The 17,593-nt window shown below is 50.9% G+C and carries 15 protein-coding genes; 2 read left to right on the forward strand and 13 right to left on the reverse strand.

Annotated features, from left to right (window positions below; translation table 11 throughout):
• Positions 1 to 230 precede the first annotated feature (230 nt).
• On the forward strand, positions 231 to 1,919 hold the full coding sequence (gene ilvD, locus BMX45_RS22685; protein WP_090912056.1) for a dihydroxy-acid dehydratase: 1,689 nt from the start codon (positions 231 to 233) through the stop codon (positions 1,917 to 1,919).
• Positions 1,920 to 2,048: 129 nt separating this feature from the next.
• On the opposite strand, the gene BMX45_RS22690 is transcribed toward ilvD, so the two are convergent.
• Positions 2,049 to 3,431, reverse strand: coding sequence for a polysaccharide deacetylase family protein (locus BMX45_RS22690; protein ID WP_090912059.1), 1,383 nt, complete (start codon positions 3,429 to 3,431; stop codon positions 2,049 to 2,051).
• Between the two features lie 142 nt (positions 3,432 to 3,573).
• Between BMX45_RS22690 and ytvI the strand changes: the two genes are divergently transcribed.
• Positions 3,574 to 4,737 (forward strand): sporulation integral membrane protein YtvI, encoded by a 1,164-nt coding sequence (gene ytvI / locus BMX45_RS22695; RefSeq protein ID WP_090912061.1) that lies wholly within the window; start codon positions 3,574 to 3,576, stop codon positions 4,735 to 4,737.
• Here ytvI and BMX45_RS22700 read toward each other — a convergent pair.
• The 12 genes from BMX45_RS22700 to ruvX form a co-directional block, all read right to left on the reverse strand.
• Positions 4,686 to 6,476, reverse strand: coding sequence for a peptidoglycan D,D-transpeptidase FtsI family protein (locus BMX45_RS22700; RefSeq protein WP_090912063.1), 1,791 nt, complete (start codon positions 6,474 to 6,476; stop codon positions 4,686 to 4,688). The genes ytvI and BMX45_RS22700 overlap by 52 nt on opposite strands.
• Positions 6,477 to 6,533: 57 nt before the next feature.
• Positions 6,534 to 6,719 carry a hypothetical protein gene (locus BMX45_RS22705; protein ID WP_090912065.1) on the reverse strand — a complete coding sequence of 62 codons (186 nt, stop codon included), beginning with the start codon at positions 6,717 to 6,719 and terminating at the stop codon, positions 6,534 to 6,536.
• A gap of 17 nt (positions 6,720 to 6,736) precedes the next feature.
• The gene (locus BMX45_RS22710) at positions 6,737 to 7,888 is read right to left on the reverse strand and encodes a Ger(x)C family spore germination protein (RefSeq protein ID WP_090912067.1); all 1,152 of its coding nucleotides are present in this window, start codon (positions 7,886 to 7,888) and stop codon (positions 6,737 to 6,739) included.
• Positions 7,881 to 8,987, reverse strand: coding sequence for a GerAB/ArcD/ProY family transporter (locus tag BMX45_RS22715; RefSeq protein ID WP_090912069.1), 1,107 nt, complete (start codon positions 8,985 to 8,987; stop codon positions 7,881 to 7,883). The genes BMX45_RS22710 and BMX45_RS22715 overlap by 8 nt, the downstream gene beginning before the upstream one ends.
• 6 nt (positions 8,988 to 8,993) lie before the next feature.
• On the reverse strand, positions 8,994 to 10,502 hold the full coding sequence (locus tag BMX45_RS22720; protein ID WP_090912071.1) for a spore germination protein: 1,509 nt from the start codon (positions 10,500 to 10,502) through the stop codon (positions 8,994 to 8,996).
• Between the two features lie 123 nt (positions 10,503 to 10,625).
• The gene (locus BMX45_RS22725) at positions 10,626 to 12,800 is read right to left on the reverse strand and encodes a methyl-accepting chemotaxis protein (protein ID WP_090912073.1); all 2,175 of its coding nucleotides are present in this window, start codon (positions 12,798 to 12,800) and stop codon (positions 10,626 to 10,628) included.
• Between the two features lie 216 nt (positions 12,801 to 13,016).
• Positions 13,017 to 14,360 carry a peptidase U32 family protein gene (locus tag BMX45_RS22730; protein ID WP_090912075.1) on the reverse strand — a complete coding sequence of 448 codons (1,344 nt, stop codon included), beginning with the start codon at positions 14,358 to 14,360 and terminating at the stop codon, positions 13,017 to 13,019.
• A gap of 12 nt (positions 14,361 to 14,372) precedes the next feature.
• Positions 14,373 to 15,305 (reverse strand): peptidase U32 family protein, encoded by a 933-nt coding sequence (locus BMX45_RS22735; protein ID WP_090912077.1) that lies wholly within the window; start codon positions 15,303 to 15,305, stop codon positions 14,373 to 14,375.
• 101 nt (positions 15,306 to 15,406) lie between these two features.
• On the reverse strand, positions 15,407 to 16,450 hold the full coding sequence (gene mltG / locus BMX45_RS22740; protein ID WP_090912079.1) for an endolytic transglycosylase MltG: 1,044 nt from the start codon (positions 16,448 to 16,450) through the stop codon (positions 15,407 to 15,409).
• Between the two features lie 93 nt (positions 16,451 to 16,543).
• On the reverse strand, positions 16,544 to 16,855 hold the full coding sequence (locus BMX45_RS22745; RefSeq protein ID WP_175495182.1) for a DUF1292 domain-containing protein: 312 nt from the start codon (positions 16,853 to 16,855) through the stop codon (positions 16,544 to 16,546).
• Positions 16,855 to 17,157 (reverse strand): DUF1292 domain-containing protein, encoded by a 303-nt coding sequence (locus tag BMX45_RS22750; protein ID WP_015734061.1) that lies wholly within the window; start codon positions 17,155 to 17,157, stop codon positions 16,855 to 16,857. The genes BMX45_RS22745 and BMX45_RS22750 overlap by 1 nt, the downstream gene beginning before the upstream one ends.
• Before the next feature lie 17 nt (positions 17,158 to 17,174).
• Positions 17,175 to 17,588 carry a Holliday junction resolvase RuvX gene (ruvX, locus tag BMX45_RS22755; RefSeq protein WP_090912083.1) on the reverse strand — a complete coding sequence of 138 codons (414 nt, stop codon included), beginning with the start codon at positions 17,586 to 17,588 and terminating at the stop codon, positions 17,175 to 17,177.
• Positions 17,589 to 17,593: the final 5 nt, after the last annotated feature.

Below are 17,593 nucleotides of genomic sequence, written 5' to 3' on the forward strand. Positions count from 1 at the left end.
ATACCTTTTCAGTAGGAAGCCTGTTCCCGGCCAAGGGGGACAGGCTTTTTCTTGGCCGTCTCGACAGGCTTCCTTCCATCGCTTCCTATTAATATCATGTAGAAAAACCTACCTTTTTGTGATAGACTCATTTAAAACCTATTCGCTGTTTACAGGTACCCGGCTGCTTTGCCGGAAGACCGCGCTAAAGCGTAACAATTTTATAATAGATCTGGGGGGAAATCGACATCATGACAACCAAAAAAATGCGTTCAGACATGATCAAGAAAGGCTTTGACCGCGCGCCGCACCGCAGCTTGCTGCGTGCAGCAGGCGTTAAGGAAGAAGATTTCGGCAAACCGTTCATCGCCGTGTGCAACTCTTACATCGATATCGTTCCGGGTCACGTGCATCTTCAGGAATTCGGCAAGATCGTGAAGGATGCGATCCGTGAAGCCGGCGGCGTTCCTTTCGAGTTCAACACCATCGGCGTGGATGACGGAATTGCCATGGGACATATCGGCATGCGCTACTCGCTGCCAAGCCGCGAGATCATTGCGGATTCCCTGGAAACCGTTGTTTCCGCCCACTGGTTCGACGGCATGGTGTGTATCCCGAACTGCGACAAAATTACGCCAGGCATGCTGATGGGCGCCCTGCGCGTTAACATCCCGACGGTGTTTGTCAGCGGCGGACCGATGAAGGCCGGCGTGGACAGCAAAGGCCGCAAATTGTCCCTGACTTCCGTGTTCGAGGGCGTCGGCGCTCACCAGGTCGGCAAAATCAATGACGATGAGCTCCTGGAATTGGAACAATACGGATGTCCAACCTGCGGATCCTGCTCCGGCATGTTCACCGCCAACTCCATGAACTGCCTCGCCGAAGCGTTGGGTCTGGCTCTGCCGGGCAACGGCACCATTCTTGCCATCGCCGAAGAGCGCAAAGAGTTTGTTAAACAATCGGCCAAACAATTGATGGAACTTGTCAAAATGGACCTGAAGCCGCGTGACATCGTAACCCTTGAAGCTATCGACAACGCATTTGCGCTCGATATGGCCATGGGCGGCTCCACCAACACGGTGCTTCATACATTGGCGCTTGCCCAAGAAGCTGGCCTTGATTACCCGCTGGAGCGGATCAACGAAGTCGCTGACCGCGTTCCTCACATCTCCAAGCTGGCTCCGGCTTCGGATTACTTCATTGAGGATGTGCATTTGGCAGGCGGTGTGAGCGCGGTTCTGCACGAGCTCCTGAAGAAGCCAGGCGCATTGCACGGAGATTGCATTACCGTAACCGGCAAAACGCTGGCCGAGAACGTAGAGGGCTGCGAAATCCAGGATGAGAACGTCATCCATCCGATCGATTCCCCGTATTCCGAGCGCGGCGGACTCGCCGTACTTTACGGCAATCTGGCTCCTGAAGGTTCCATCATCAAAGTCGGTGCGGTCGATCCTTCGGTTGGCGGATACCATAAAGGACCTGCCATCTGCTTTGACTCCCAGGACGAGGCGCTTAGCGGCATTGCCAACGGCAAGGTCAAGGAAGGCCATGTGGTTGTCATTCGATATGAAGGGCCGAAGGGCGGACCGGGCATGCCGGAAATGCTGGCGCCGACCTCGCAGATTGCTGGCATGGGGCTTGGAGCCAAAGTCGGTCTGATCACGGACGGACGCTTCTCCGGCGCTTCCCGCGGCATCAGCATCGGACACATCTCGCCGGAAGCGGCTGAAGGCGGACCTATCGCTTTCGTTGAAGACGGAGATATCATCGAGCTGGACCTGAATAAACGGACGATTCAATTGCTGGACGTTTCCGAAGAGGAAATGGCTGTACGCCGCAGCAAATGGGTTGAGTTCGAACCGAAAGTGAAAACCGGTTACCTTGCCCGCTACTCGAAGCTTGTGACCAACGCCAGCTCTGGCGGCGTATTGAAAATCTAATCCTTAATAAGCAAAGGGGTTATCCCGCGCAGGCATTAGCAATAGCCTGCGGGGATAACCCCTTTTTTATAACCAAACCCATCTAAGAGATAATCCATGCATAATGGCGGAAACCATCGATTCGATGAACTACATGCCTTGCGAGACACTGGCAACCGCCAGATCGCCCGCATGCCCCTGTTGAATTTCCTGCTGTTCCTCCGATGGAGGCAAAACCTGCGTTTTCTTCTCCGCATAACGTCCGATCAGAACATCCACCGGCATGATGAGCATTTTCGGCTCCATCATCTGGGTGCCCTCCTTCAGGCGGGCCTGCCCTTTCGGGTGAATGACACTGAGCAGCAGTTTCAGATACAGTCTGGACGAGCTTGCGAACAGCCCCCGAGGCAAATCCATCACATGGAATCCGAATTGCTCGGGCCCCCGCGAAATCATGGTTACGGCATACAAACCTTTGATATCCTTAAACTCGGGCCGGTCCAGCACCATGTTCGCCAGAGAAGGCAAATCCTTCTGCACGGCACGAATCATTTTGATGGCAAGCTGCACTTCCGAGCGGGAGCGGCTGCCGATCTCGAACAATTTTTTGTTGTCAAAGTGGAGCTCGAGCACCTGGTCTCCCTTCTCAAGCCGGCTGCCATCTTCCATTACGACCGTTTTGCCGGTGAAGGCACGCTTTCGGAAATGCAGCATCGGATCCTCCGGATTAACCGTTTCGAGCGCAAACACCGCATGAAATGCTTTTTCCCACAAGAGCCACAACGAGACAATCAACCGTTTGAGAGGAGACAGCTTCTTTGCTTTCGCTTTGCTTTCCTTAGCCATCATGTCGTCGATTCGGATGCTTCTCATTCCCTTCTGCTCTGCGACTTTCAGAACGCGTTCCAAGGCAATCAGCATTTGCTCCGGCGCATCGGGGTTCGCTCCCATCGTCGTACCGCAGTCATGGAGGAGCATAACCTCGCCGCCGTTCAACTTGGCCAGCATTCGCTGAGTCAGCTTGTCAGCGCCGATCTTGCTTCGCCAATCATTAAACATCGAGGACCATAAGATGATGCGGCAGCCGGTATTCTTGGCAAAATCGAATAAATTCACGATTCCCCAAGGCGGTCTGTAATATCTCGAGCGCTCGCCGGTTATGGCGTAGATGATATCGTCCGTGCGCTTGACTTGCTTACGGACGGTCACGGGTCGCATTAACCAATTGCTCTTGTGAACATAGTTGTGAATCCCGATCAGATGACCCTCGTTATGAATGCGTTTGACGACTTCCGGATGCTTCTCGGCATGGGAACCGACCAGAAAAAAAGTCGCTTTCATATTATACCGCTTCAATAAATCCAGCAGTCTTGGTGTATAGATCGGATCAGGACCATCGTCAAAGGTTAAGGCGAAGTCTTCCAAGCCTGTTCCCCTGCGAAATACTCGAAAACCGAATATCCGGGTCAGGATGCCGGGAATGAATGCATAAAAAGATGAAAGGTAAAACAACCATAGCAGTAACGTTTGCATGCTAACTCCCCGCTTTTTATTTCTTTTTCTAATGAAGACGCTATTATTATTTTATCATAGCACTTAAAGAAATAGGCTTTTTTTTCGCAAATCGTGTACAATGATATCTATCAATAAAGTATAAAGGAGCCGATATCCCACTATGCTTCCCTTGTATAAAAAATATTGGAGAACCGCCTTCGATATAGGTTTAATCGTGCTTACGGTTTACTTGATCATGCTCATATTCAGCAAGCTTTACCAGATTGCGGCTCCGGTGTTTTTATCTTTCCTCGTTTTCCTGATTATTGAGCCTTTCTCCAAATTCCTGCACCGCAGGGGGCTTCCGAAGCCTTTCGCCGCCGCGATATCCGTATTGCTCTTCCTGCTCGTCATCCTTGGCGTCTTGTTTGGAGCCGGAGCGCTCATCGTATCGCAATTCATGAACCTGCAGGATAATTTGCCGGCTTACACCCAAACGATCCAGAAACATTTCTCGGAAACCCTGATGTTCCTGCAGACGAAGCTCGACGCGCTGCCGCCGGATCTGACGGACCGTCTGAACGGTTACTTCCAAGACATTACCACCTTTGCCCAGGGCGCTGCCGAGTCGTTCTTCCGTTACATCGTTGGATTTATGGGGTCGTTCTCCTCGTTCATCGCGAATTTCGGGGTTGCGATTATCCTCGCCTTCTTCCTGAGCACGGAAATTGGCAGCTGGCGAAGAATCGCCAAGGACAAGACGCCGAAGACGCTTAAGACAGCTTTCGTTTTCCTGAAGGACAATGTATTCAAGGCAATCGGCTCTTATATTAAAGCCCAGATGAAGCTGGTCAGCATCACCTTTGTCATTGTATACATAGGACTCTTGATATTAGGTACGGGCAATTCCCTGTCCGTTGCGCTTATCTGCGCCGTATTCGATGTATTGCCGCTGCTTGGGGTTCCCGTTATTCTTATTCCGTGGATCACCTATTTGTTCATTGTAGGCAACACCGGACTTGCAATCGGCTTGATCGTTCTGCTTGCCGTGGTGGTTATTTCCAGACAACTGCTCGAGCCTAAAATTACAGGAGACTCGATCGGCGTATCCTCGGCGTTTCTGATGCTGTCCTTTATGATGATCTCCCTGTCGATATTTGGCGTTGCCGGTTTGATTCTGGCCCCTATCCTGCTGATTCTCATCAAAGAATTGCTTGCGCAGGGATATCTGAAGCAGTGGATCCATCTGCCTAGCGAAGAATTCGATGTGTCTCCTTGGGATATGTCCCGCTCTTACGCGGAGCCGGAGCCCGCTTCAACCGAGGCCAAGAAATCGGAGACCTGACCGAATATTTCGGTTGCCTGATTGCTGGTGTTCGTGCTCCGATTCTCCACCAATACTGCCACCGCATAACGTGGCTTCTCCACCGGGCCGTACCCGACAAACCACTGGTTGTTTCGGGCGCGGCCCTTTACTTTGACCTGAGCGGTTCCCGATTTGCCTGCAAGGGTCCATGTGCGATGACTCAAAGAGCTTCCTGTTCCCTCCTGAACGACATCTTCCATCCATTCGAGCAGGATGGAAGATGTTTCCCGGGAAATACCGTTTCCTGATGGGCCTTCGTACAGCGGATTCGTATCCTGAAGCAACTGGCCGTTCGCGTACCGAATCTGCTTCACAATACGCGGCTTGGTTTTCACCCCGCCATGAAGCAGCGTCACCATCGCATTAGCGGCTTGGAGCGGAGATACGGCAGCGTCTCTTTGGCCTATGCCTGTCTGCACTCTTACGCCTGCATCGGAGGCATCTGCGGAGCTGGAAAAGACCGTCCCCTTCTCTTCATGATCCAACGGTGCAAATGAGCGAAGCCCTAAAAACTGCTGTGATTGCCAGCCTACGCTTTGCCCAAAGCCCAGCGCGGATGCCGCTGAGGTTATTTGCTGTGGGGTTAATCTTTCCGCAAGCGTGGCAAATACGACGTTGCAGGATTCCGCAAAGCCCTCGCGCAGATCAATCGTTCCATGCCCGCCCTTTTTCCAGCAGGACAATCCGAACTTGCCGAATTCCCCATTGCAATGAAAATGTTCGTTTGGCGAGCTGAGACCATTCTCTAAAATGGCCGCGGCCGTTACAAGCTTGAACACGGAGCCTGGCGTGGCCGCTTTCAATCCGCGATTCTCCCACTGACCGTCTTTCGGATGTATCTGCTCCGGATTGTAAAACGGTCTGGATACCATCGCCACGATATCGGCATTCCGTGCATCCAGCACGACAATGGCTCCTTCTTTCATGCCCGCTTTTTCCGTGATGGCCTCGATCCCCCGCTGAATATCGATATCGATCGTTGTGGCTACCCGTAACGGATAGTACCGATTGTCCGGCGCCTTCACCATCGGCTTCATATCCTGAATCACTTCATTCGTGCTGTTTACCGGAAAATAGACAATCGTAGGTCCTTCACCCCGGATCAGCGAATCCATCGTCTTCTCCAGCCCGCTGGTTCCCGAAATCTCCGGATAATCCTGAAAGAACAGGCTTTCCTTACGCTGGCCGGATACAAAACCAAGCCACTGCATGCCCGATTGGCCGTTACCGTACCGCTGCTCATAAGGAAGAACCTTGAGTTTGGGGAGCTCCAGCTCGCGAATCTGCTCAATCTGCTCCTTGGACAAGGAAAGTGGAATGCGGGAATCCGCTCCATGCCACAGCTGCGGCTCCTTTAGCTTGCCCCAGATTTGCAGCAACTGATTCGTGTCCGTTCCCAGGATGCGGGCCAGCTTGGCAACCTGATGATGGGCGCCCTTTAGCTCCTTCTCACCGGCCGGAAACAATACGGCAGTCCAGATCAGATTACCCGTGAGCGGTTTTCCGTTGCGATCCGTAAAATGTCCGCGGCCCGAATCCAGCACGATGCCCCGTTCCCGCTGGATAAGCGATGCTTCAACCATCGTATGCCGGCTTCCAGGAACCCGCTGATGCTTCATCACGAGCTGTACCCAGGCAAGGCGCATCGTCAAAATGGCGATCAATACCGTCAAAATCAGCCATCCGTATGTAATTCGCTTATTGCGGATAAGCCTCATGGTTTCGCCCCTCCAATGGAATCTTTGTTTCCTCATTATTTCCATATGGAACCTGACTCAATCATGTTCGCTTCTCTCTGCGCCATCATCCGGTTTCTCCGGCTGCTTCCAGGGCGGGTCCCCGTATCTGTGCAGGTAACGGTTTGTCTGGAATAAGGTCAATGGTACGATGATGAGCAGCAATATAGCTATCATGACAAGCGGATTTAACAAAATATCGTAGCGAAGATCCATGAATTCCATAAATTAGCCCTCCTTCCTTATTCCGTCCCGGTAATGGTTCCAATAGTCCGGACTCTTGCGTCCGCGTGCACATGGATCTTGCATTGCGAAAATATGTTTTGACCTCGGTCCCAGTCATCCTTGTAACGGTTCCATGTCTCATACTCCCGCTCTTGGCATTTCTTCCAGAAGCCTAAAAAGTCTGTTTTATAATCGTTCTGGGCCTTTTGAATGACATCCATTGCGATTTCCTTGATCCGTTCCTCCGCCTTGCGTTTGATCTCTCCGTTTAGTTCTCGAACGATTTCGCTCTCTGCCAGCTCAGCTTCCCCAATATTGCCTCTGACCGAAATTTCAACGTCAAACTCGGGAAGACCGCGATCGTCCAGATGAACTCGAATGATCCGGTTGAATTCCCTGACTTCATAAACGAGCTGTTTTCCATGAACGACCAGTTCCAAGGATGCGGTTTTCACCGTTCCTTGCATCATGTTTCGTCCAGTGGTTTCATCATCGTTCAGAAATCCCATGAACTTGTAGTTCTCGCCGTTAAACACAGCTGCGCCGCTAGTGGATACTCTGTCATCTTCCGTGATCGAGACGCGCGGCAGCGCATAACTGGACTTGGACAACAGGAAATTATGCAGTTCACCTATATTCGTTGGAGGCGTGATCGATTCGCTTTTGTCCTTATTCTCTTGCGTCGAACGAATGTATTGCACGGGTAAGGTTTCGATCTTCGAATGGATCTCCAGAATCTTGCCCGCCTCTCCATGAGCGACCATAATATTGGAGGCTCGCCGGTTCTCCGGATCCCGGACAAACAAATCCAGTACATCGCCTAAGTGCTCCGTTCCAGCCAGTGTTTCGGAGATGATGATCACTTGATTATGGGCCAGATATGGAGATCGGCTGATCTCATTCGACATCTTCCGCGCGGCTTTGAATACGCTGCTCGCTGTAGAGGACAGATTAATAAAGGGGCTCCCTCCCTCACTCTTTTGACCGCTGGAGCCTTTCATCTGTGTAGGCACGACAATTTGAAACGTAAGCTTTATTTGTCCACCCTCTGCGGCGTCAAGGGCCGTGCCGACTACAAATCCGCGCTCCTCGATTTCGATGCGGTCCCAGCAACCGGCGAGCGGACAAATCAGCATGAATGCCAGGAGCATGCGAAGCGTTCTAACCATTTCCCTTCACCCCTCGAACTTTAGCGATCAAGAGCAGCAGTGCCGGAAGCACCCATGCAAATCCGATTCCCATATAACTGATCCATTCGGCGAATATGTTGAGCTCTCGGAGCGTGCTCGGCAATAAACCGAGGATGAACAGAATCGGTGCCTGAACGAGGATCATTGTGAATCTTCGATGTTTTGGAAATACGGATTCCAGCGCCAATAAAGCTACGTCAAACGCCATCGCATTCGTGCTGAATAAAGTCATCAACCAAATGACAAAAAAGAAAAATTCAAATCGTTCAAATACCCCTCCCGGGACTTCAACCTCCTTGGCCAATTCGGCTAACGGATACAGCGTATTGGAAACCACCATCGGTCCAAAAACGCCGATGACAAACATGAAAACAACGAAGTAGATACAGATCGGTATCATCAACCCGCGGAGGATAGAGCCTGGAAGCTTGCCTTTCTTGACGACGTAGATGTTATAGAACAGCATGATCTCCAGTCCGAGGTAGGAGAATACCGTATCCTTGGAAGAGGCTGCGATGTTTCTCCAATCGGTTTTAAACACCGGCAGCAGATAGTGCACGTTTAAGCTTCCCAGATTCAAGAGGACGATCAACAGCATAATCGTGACAACGATGGGGAAGAAAATCAAGTTCAAGCGCAAAAGAGCAATGCTTGGCCCGGCGACGCCATAGATTAATACCAGCAAGTAAATCAGCCCAATGATCTCCTCCGGCGTGTTATCGAATAAGTACAGCCTCGTTATCGTGGAAACGCCGCGCACTTGATAACTGACGAATAACAGTAAATAGAAACTGATCAACAACGTCAACACATGGGCTGCTTTTCGGCTCAAAATCATCGATGCCATCGCATGATAATTTTGGCCGGGAAACCTTGAAGCCAATACCCCGATGGCCCAAGCGAATACAAGAGCGATCATGCCGCCGAGAATGATTGACATCCAGCCATCCGAGAATTGGGTATTCTTTGCAATCGTATTGGGGAGCGTGAGGATCCCGAGTCCAATCACCATATTGCTAACAGTGTATACGATCTCTTTTCTACCGATTGCTTGGCTGCTTAATGGTTTATGGGTCATTACGAATCACCGCTTCTTTGCCCGATGGGTATCTTGGGGCTTCATAAATAATGGTCTGCGTGTAAGCCAGGTGACAGGTACACGAATAAACATATCTTTCCAATCATGCTGGATCGAGGGGGCAACGGGACTTAAATAGGGGACCCCAAAACTATGCAATCTCATCAAATGAATGCAGATCATGATAAAGGTCATCACGATCCCGTACAGTCCCAGAAAACTTGCTGCGATCATGATCGAAAAACGCAGCATACGAAAAGAGATACCAGCGCTGTAGGATGGAATCGCAAAAGACGATATGGCTGTCAGTGCCACAATGATGACCATAATCGGGCTCACGATCCCCGCCTGAACCGCGGCTTCTCCTATCACAAGTCCTCCGACAATGCCAATTGTCTGGCCTATCGGTTTTGGCAGGCGAATTCCCGCTTCGCGCAGCAACTCCAGTGTAACCTCCATTAGTAAAGCTTCAATCACGGCAGGGAAAGGAACGCCTTCGCGCGCAGCAGCGATTGAGAATACGAGTTTAAACGGGATCATGCCAGGATGGAAAGACAGAATGGCAATATACAGCGCGGGAAGAAATAAGGTGATTCCGATGGCCACAAGACGCAGCAGGCGTATTAGCGAACCGATGGTCCACCGTTCGTAATAATCCTCAGGGGAATGTAACAGTGAAACGAAAGTAAACGGCAGAAGAAGCACAAAAGGGGTACCGTCCAGCAAAATCGCTACTTTTCCCTGCAGCAGGGCTGAAGTGACTTTATCCGGTCGTTCGGTATTGAGGATCTGGGGAAACGGTGATAAAAAACTGTCCTCGATCCATTGCTCCACCGTTCCGGACTCAGGGGCGTAGTCAAGATCCAGCGACTTTAGTCGCCGGTTGACTTCTTCGATCAGCTCCGGATTCGTCAGTCCTTTAATATAGACGACCGCAAGCGACTGGTTCGATCGCCTGCCGATGGTATGGGGATCAATCGTCAGATTGGGCTCGCGAATATGTCTTCGCAGCAGGGAGATGTTGGTGTAGATGCTTTCCGTAAATCCTACTCTGGGCCCGCGCACCAGCGCTTCGGTTTGAGGTTCCTCAATGCTCCGTCCAGGCCATTTGCGGCTCTTGATCAGCAGGACCTCATCCGTACCCTCCAGCATGAGGATCGTATCGCCCGAAAGAATGACCGGAATGACTTCATCCCAGCGTCTCGTTCGGTTGGTGATCTGCAGGGATATCATTCGATTCTCGATTTCATGAAGAACCTTCCGCACATCCTCCATGGATGCCGCGAATTGCTCCGGATTATGCTGAATCGGCTGAATAATCTGCTCCTTAATCAACAACTGATCGGATAATCCCTCCAAGCTGACAATGGCTGAGGTATATGCACTGCCCCCAACCTGAAGCACTTTCGTGGTGAGGTCGCTCGGGTCATTGAGCAACAGACTTAATGTTTCCAGGTTTTCCTTTAGGTTCGTTGACAGGAATTCAGGCGTTTGGCCAGGCTGCTTCGTCTTCATGTGACCTCGACTCCTTCAACCATATTCTCCGTTAGGATAACCTCTGAAAACCATTTTTATCCGTAGCAAAAAAAAGGCTGCTCCTATCCGCTTAACGGATGGAACAGCCTATAGAACAACATCCTATAATCTAAAACGAGACAAGGTCTCTTTCAGCTCATTCGATACATTCTCGAGCTGTGTTGACAGATTAACCAGCTGACTGCTGACGCTTTGCTGCTCTGTGGAGAGAGAAGCCACCTCTTCCGAAGTTGCGGAGGATTCTTCGGCTACCGCGCTCACATTGCTCATCGCTTCCGAAAGTACATTTTGGGATTCATTCAGCTCATCAATCGAATGCGTGACGGAACCCAAGCGATCGATAAATTCTACCATCTGCTGTTGAACGGATACGAAGATATCGTTCGTTTCCTTAACAGCATCCATCTGGCCCTTGAAGAGCGGGTTCGCATCGAGCAGTACCTGCACGGTTTCGTTCATCTCGGCCATGATGCGGTCCGTAATTTGGCTGACCATATCGATGGATTGCCTGGATTGGTCTGCCAACTGGCGGATTTCATCGGCCACGACCATGAAGCCTTTACCGGCGGCTCCGGCACGGGCCGCTTCGATCGTTGCATTCAAGGAGAGGATGTTCGTTTGCTTAGTGATGTTCTGAAGCACATCAAGCACTTTGGCAACCGAAGATGTCGTTTCCTTCAATCCGTCAACCTTATGCATCATCGAGCGGGTCATATCCTCGGTCTGATGGGTCTTATCCAGCAAGTCGCTCAAATGCTTCGTTCCCAGCTCACTGGAGCTTTCTACGTGACGGGCCGATTTGCCCATCTCTTCGTTAGCCGTAACAACGATTTGCATCTGCTTCGAGATGTTGTTGGTCAGATCGCTGCCGCGCTCTGCTTCAACCGCCAGACTGCTGGCTCCGTTCGCAATTTCCTCGGTAGCCACGGCAATTTCTTTGGCCGAAATCGCCGTCTTCTTCGAGGCATCGCTTAATTCGGCAGCCGTTCGAAGCACTTCCTGGGCGGTATTGCTGGTTTGCTGCACGAGTCCGGTGATCTGCTCCATCATATCGTTGAAGCTGGCGGAGAGCTGACCGATTTCGTCCTGGCTCTTATGGTCTGTGCGAACATTCAAATTCCCTTTAGCGCCTTCCTTCATCAGCAGGTTAAGCTTGCCTATCGGACGGGCAATCATTCTTACCATCCAAATACCGATCAGAATGGCGAAAATAACATCGATCGCAGCTACGATCAGCGTGATGACCAATATGCTGGAGGCATCCTTCGTGAGCTCGCTGGTTTGGACAGAACCTACGAGCTTCCAATCGTTTGTGCTCAGCGTATTGTAAACCGCCAGTACATTTCTTCCTGCCTCATCCTTCGTTCTTACGTCATCCGTTTTGATGTCGGCCGGAAACTCTTTCGCAAACGTCCAAGCGGTTTCCGAACCCACGATGGAGGAATCGCTGGAGGAAACGACGATGCCTTCCGGACTGATCAATTGCAGTTGGCCGTTCTCGCCAAGGTTAATCCCCTTCAGCTGGGCATCCAGCACAGAGGCGTTCAGTTCAAACATGACGACATACGTAGACGTCAGGTCGTTCATGGAACCCAAGGAGCGGGCAATCGTGAAATACGGAGCACCGCTGTTCTGCATCGTTGGCAGCCACATAATCTTCTTGTCGCCTTCCTTCAGCTCGGCATACCAGCTTTGCTCAAGGACGGTTTTGGAGGATTCCGAGGATTGTCCTGCGGATATGATCTTCTCTCCCTTGGAAGGGATCAAATAAATGGCTCTGATGGCCGAGTCCGACGTAATCTGATTGGATAGTTTATCGCGAATGGTCCGCTCCACCGTAAACGCATCGTACTCGCTTAACTTCTTATCCGTGTACTCGGACAACAACTTCTGCAATTCAATGTCATAGAAGATTTGTCTGCCGGCGTTCTCGTACTTATCCAGAATGATGTCGATTTTCTCGGAGGTTTGGATAATCGTCTGCTGATTGCCGTTCGCAGCATTCTTCTCAATCGTGTCCTTTGCCTTGTTGTAAGACAGATAACCCAGGACGATCACAAAAAATACGATGGCTGACAAAAAGATCAAGAACAACCGGATTCCGACGGATTTTGCCGGGTTCATCGGCATCCGGCTTATGGCCGTTCCCATGTTAGAAACGAACGACTTGGCAGTATGTATCCCTGATGATGCCGAAGGCGTTTTCTTTTTCTCTTTGTTTCCTCCGGGCTTCTTGTCCTTTTTCGGTTTCTTATCATGCTGCTCAACTTCTGACATTAGCTGTTCACCTACCACAATCATATTATTAATACGTCGGTCCAATCCCCTGAAACGTATTCGTTACTCTTTATTTCGACAATTGGGGGTGTTTTCCTTTGGGTTTTCGCAAAAAAATAATTCTTAAATCCTAATTTTTTTGCAAACAAAAAGAATCCAAGGTCCATCCACAGACCCGGATTCTCAATTGTGTAGTCATATAGAACTATTTTTTTGTTATCCTTTGCGTTTTCGCATCATATCAAAATGACGCACCGGCTGCTCCAACTTCATGCGAATGAGCTGAAGGGGATGGCGAGCTGCATCCAGTTCGCTTCCATTCTCATCCTGGATAGACCCTACCGTCTGCTTAAAGAACGTCCCTTCCGGCCCGAAAAATTCGATTTCATCCCCAGGCTTAAAGTGGTTCCGCTGCTGGATGATGGCCGTTCCCGAGCGTTCGTCATATTCCATCACCAATCCGGCGAAATCATAAGGGACCGCCTTCTCTTCCGGTTCATAAATATGATCCTCATGGTCCGGCGTATCATAGAAAAATCCGGTATTCAGCGGTCGGTTGGCCGCTTTATTAATTTCCTCGATCCATTCCGGCTTCAATACATAATGTTCAGGGTCGGCCATGTAAGAATCAATCGCCTGTCTATACACATTGACCACGGTTGCCACGTAATGGATCGATTTCATCCGTCCCTCAATCTTGAAGCTGTCGATTCCGACCTCGATCAGATCCGGAATATGCTCCAGCATGCAGAGATCCTTCGACCCCATCGTAAACTGATTATCTTCCGGCTGGAACAGCGGGATCTGGGTAACGCCCGGTTTGAACGGGGATGGAGCAGGGGCAGGCTGTTCCATCAGTTGCTGCTCTTCCGACACCCAATGTCCTTGCTCTTCTCTTCCATCCTCGAACAAATCATATTTCCACCGGCAGGATTGGCAGCATCCGCCCCGATTGGAATCACGGTCCGTAAAATGGTTGGACAATACGCAGCGACCGGAGAACGAGGAACACATGGCTCCATGGATAAAGGCTTCGATCTCAATGTCAACATGCTCTTTAATCGCTGCGATTTCCTCCAGGCTTGCCTCCCGTCCCAGTACGACCCGCGGCAATCCTTCGTCCTTCCAGAATTTCACGGCCTGCCAATTGAGCGTGGACTGCTGGGTGCTCAGATGTACTTCAAGTTTAGGCGCAGCGCGCTTGGCAACCTCGATAATGGCCGGATCGGCAGCGATGATCGCTGCAATGCCTGCTTCTTCCAGGCTCCGCAGGTAGGATTCAATGCCTTCGATGTCCTCGTTATGCGCATATATGTTGGTGGCCACAAACACCTTCGCGCCGTATTTCTTGGCGAATTCCACGCCTTCTTTCATTTCCTCGAAGCTGAAGTTGTCCGCATTCGAACGAAGGCCGTATTTCTGCCCTCCGATATATACCGCATCGGCGCCATAATGCACCGCAAATTTCAGTTTTTCCAAATTGCCGGCCGGGGCGAGCAATTCCGGCTTGTCCAGACGATAGCGTTTGCTTTTGTATTTTGGCTGTGCCATTGCTTCCATGCTGTCCACTCCTTAATAAACTTGTTCCTTGTAGAAAAATCCAAACGACAATTCGCGTTCCGGATCCTGAATCGCGCGGATTCCGTCCATCCACTCTTCCTGAAATGCATAAGCTGAAGCGTCTGCAGCATAGAGATCGATCGCTTTGCGATAAGTTCGAATTACAACCTCATTGTAGTGGCGCGGCTTCAGCAGCGTCTCCACCTTAAAGCTGTCCACGCCTGCTGCCATCAGCAGATGCAGATCCTCCAGAATGCAGATATCCTCCGAACTCATGATATGGGTGCCATTGATATCCTCATAGATCGGATATTTCTCGTCCTGGCGCTCGGCCTCGATGAGAAACAGGCCTCGCTCTTTGCCCAGGCTGCCGTCATTGACCGGTCTGCCCTGCTGCTGCATGTAACTGTTCACCAAGCGCCGCTTGGAGTGATAGATGTTGGTCATGCCGTGGACCTGGACCTGCGCTTCCAGCTGAAGCTGCGGCTTCATGTCCGTGACTTCGTCCATATTCAATTCACGCGCCAGAATAACCCGGGAAGCGCCTTTGCTTCCCCAGTAATTGGCCGTTGAATAGTTGGTGGCGGTCATTTCCGCATTCCAGTGGAGCTTTACCTGCGGAGCCAAGTCTTTTATGGTAGTTAGCACCGACGGATCGTTGAATTCCACCGCATCCACTCCGATGTCACCGAGCGCTTTAACATAAGCAGGAAGCTCCGGCAGCAAATCATTGGTCATTAAGTTGTTCAAGCTTACGTACACTTTGCTCCCTTGCCCGTGAGCAAGCTGCACGACTTGCGCAATTTCGTCCAGGGTCAAACTGCCGGGCAATCTCATGCCGAAGCGGTCTTCGCCGACAAGCAGCGCATCGGCTCCGGCTTCCAAGTAAGCAGCAGCATCGGCCACGGAGCCGGCTGCCGCCAATAATTCAGGTTTGATACTCATGATGATTTCCTCCCTATTAGAGGTTGTTCAACAAGCCTCTTTCATGCCGTAGTGTTGAGGCGTCGCCTGCCCGAACAATCGGACTTGCTGAACACGTCATATTATGGTTGTGCCATCTTTTTGCTGGTTTCGATGTTTTTTAAATGCTCTTTGTACGTTTTGGCAAAGAGATGTTCTTGCGTACCGTCCTTCTTCGTCACATAGAACAAATAATCGGATTTCTCCGGGTTCAGGGCTGCCTGAATGGATTCCAGGCTCGGGCTCGAGATCGGCCCCGGCGGAAGTCCCTTTTGACGATACGTGTTATACGGGCTCTCGACCTCCAGGTCGGCGTAAAGCAGCCGCTCCTTCGGCTTATCTAACAGATATTGAACGGTCGCATCGATTTCAAGCCTCATATCCTCTTCCAGCCGGTTATAAATCACGCCGGCTACCAGGGCGCGCTCCTGGTCCGCAACCACTTCACGCTCCACCAGCGAAGCGATGGTCATGAGCTCATGGAACGTCACGCCTCGCGCCTCCAGCTGGCTCTCCCAATCCGGAATTTCAGCCAAACGCTTCTCGGTTTCCTTCAGCATGGTCTCTGCGATGCCTTTTGCCGTTAGATCCTTCTTCGGCAGTTCATAGGTCGCCGGGAATAAGTAGCCCTCCAGATGATGCCTCAGATTTGCTTCTGCGGGAATCTCTTCCGCTATGGGCACATTCCAGCCGGATGGCTGATCCACAACCTCCAGGAACTCCTTCTCGTCGATGCCGCTCTCGCGAGCGATGGTTTCCGCCATCTGAAGGATCGTATATCCCTCAGGGATCGTGAAACGGACCATTTCCTCAGGCTTCACTTCGCCGTTGTTCATCTTGGATAACAGCTCCTGGAAGGGAGTGCCCGGTGTTGCTTCATAGGTGCCCGCCATGAGACGGCTGCCTTCGCCGCTCAGCTTCAGATAACCTTTAAGTATAAGAGCATTTCTGATCAGTCCCTTTTCCTCAAGCAGATCGGCGATAGAGGATGTGCTCATGCCGGATTCCACGGTGAATTCGACGGGAGTTTCCGAGCTCTGAACGGGTTGCAAACCATTCCATACGTAGAATACGGCCCCGCCTGCAATGAGGATCAGAACCAATGCTGCTATTGCCAGTTTCTTCAATCTACTCATCCCTTCACACCAAAAGGGGCGGACAGCTCCGCCCCTTCCTGAACTTTCATTTGAAAATTAAGCATGTGCCCTGCAGGAGGGAACTTAGTCCTCGTCTCCCTCGGGAAACGTCAGCTCATCGTAGAGCTCGGACACATTCTCCCATTCCTCGTCGTCATCAATGGTGGCCAGCTCCAATCCGCCATCCGCATTCTTCACGATCCGGAGAACCTCGTACTCCTCATCGGTGCGGTCCGGCTGAACCAGAATGGCATACCCTTGACCATCCACTTCAAATTCGGCGGCAATATCATAAATCTCGAGATGGCCTTTATCGTCCTCAAGCTCAACACTCTCACCGAATGCTTCCTTAAGGGCTTGGGTCCATACGATATTCTCAACCGAAAAATCAGACATCATTCGTCTCTCCCGTCCAGCTCTTCCACGAGCGTATTGAAGGTTTCTTCAACAATGGCCCATTCTTCATCGTCTTCGATCATAAACAGTTTCAGGTCTTCTCCGTCTTCCTCATAACGGAAGGCGTAAACCTCGTCGGTCTCTTCTTCTGCAGACTCCCTTGGTACGACCATCATATATTTGGCATCCGAGCCATCCACTTCGAATTTCATGATGACTTCGAACTCTTCCTCGTTGCCTTCATCGTCGGGAATATAAATAATTTCCGGTTCTTCTTCCATACCAATATGCTCATTAGCCATTGTAATCACCCTCACCTTTACCTTTTAGAATCCAAGTAGTTTTGCAAAATAAAACTTGCCGCCATTTTATCTACAACCTGTTTTCGCTTCTTTCGGCTGACATCGGCTTCAAGCAATGTCCTTTCAGCGGATACTGTTGATAGCCGTTCATCCCAAAGGTGAACGGGTAAGGATAGGGACTCTCGCAACGTGTTTGCGAATTCCATGCAGATTTCGCCCCGCGGACCAATCGTGCCGTTCATATTCTTAGGCAGGCCGACCACAATCTCGCCGACCTCGTTGTCTTTGACGAGTGCGGCAATTCTGTCCAGCTCGCCTTCGTCGCGGCGGCGTTCGATAACTTCAACCCCTTGGGCCGTCCATCCGAACGCGTCGCTGATGGCAACACCGATTCTGCGGTCCCCGTAATCTAATCCCATGATCTTCTTCATCCCTG

The sequence above is a fragment of the Paenibacillus sp. cl141a genome (assembly GCF_900109305.1).
Classification (GTDB): Bacteria; Bacillota; Bacilli; order Paenibacillales; family Paenibacillaceae; genus Paenibacillus_AQ; species Paenibacillus_AQ lautus_A.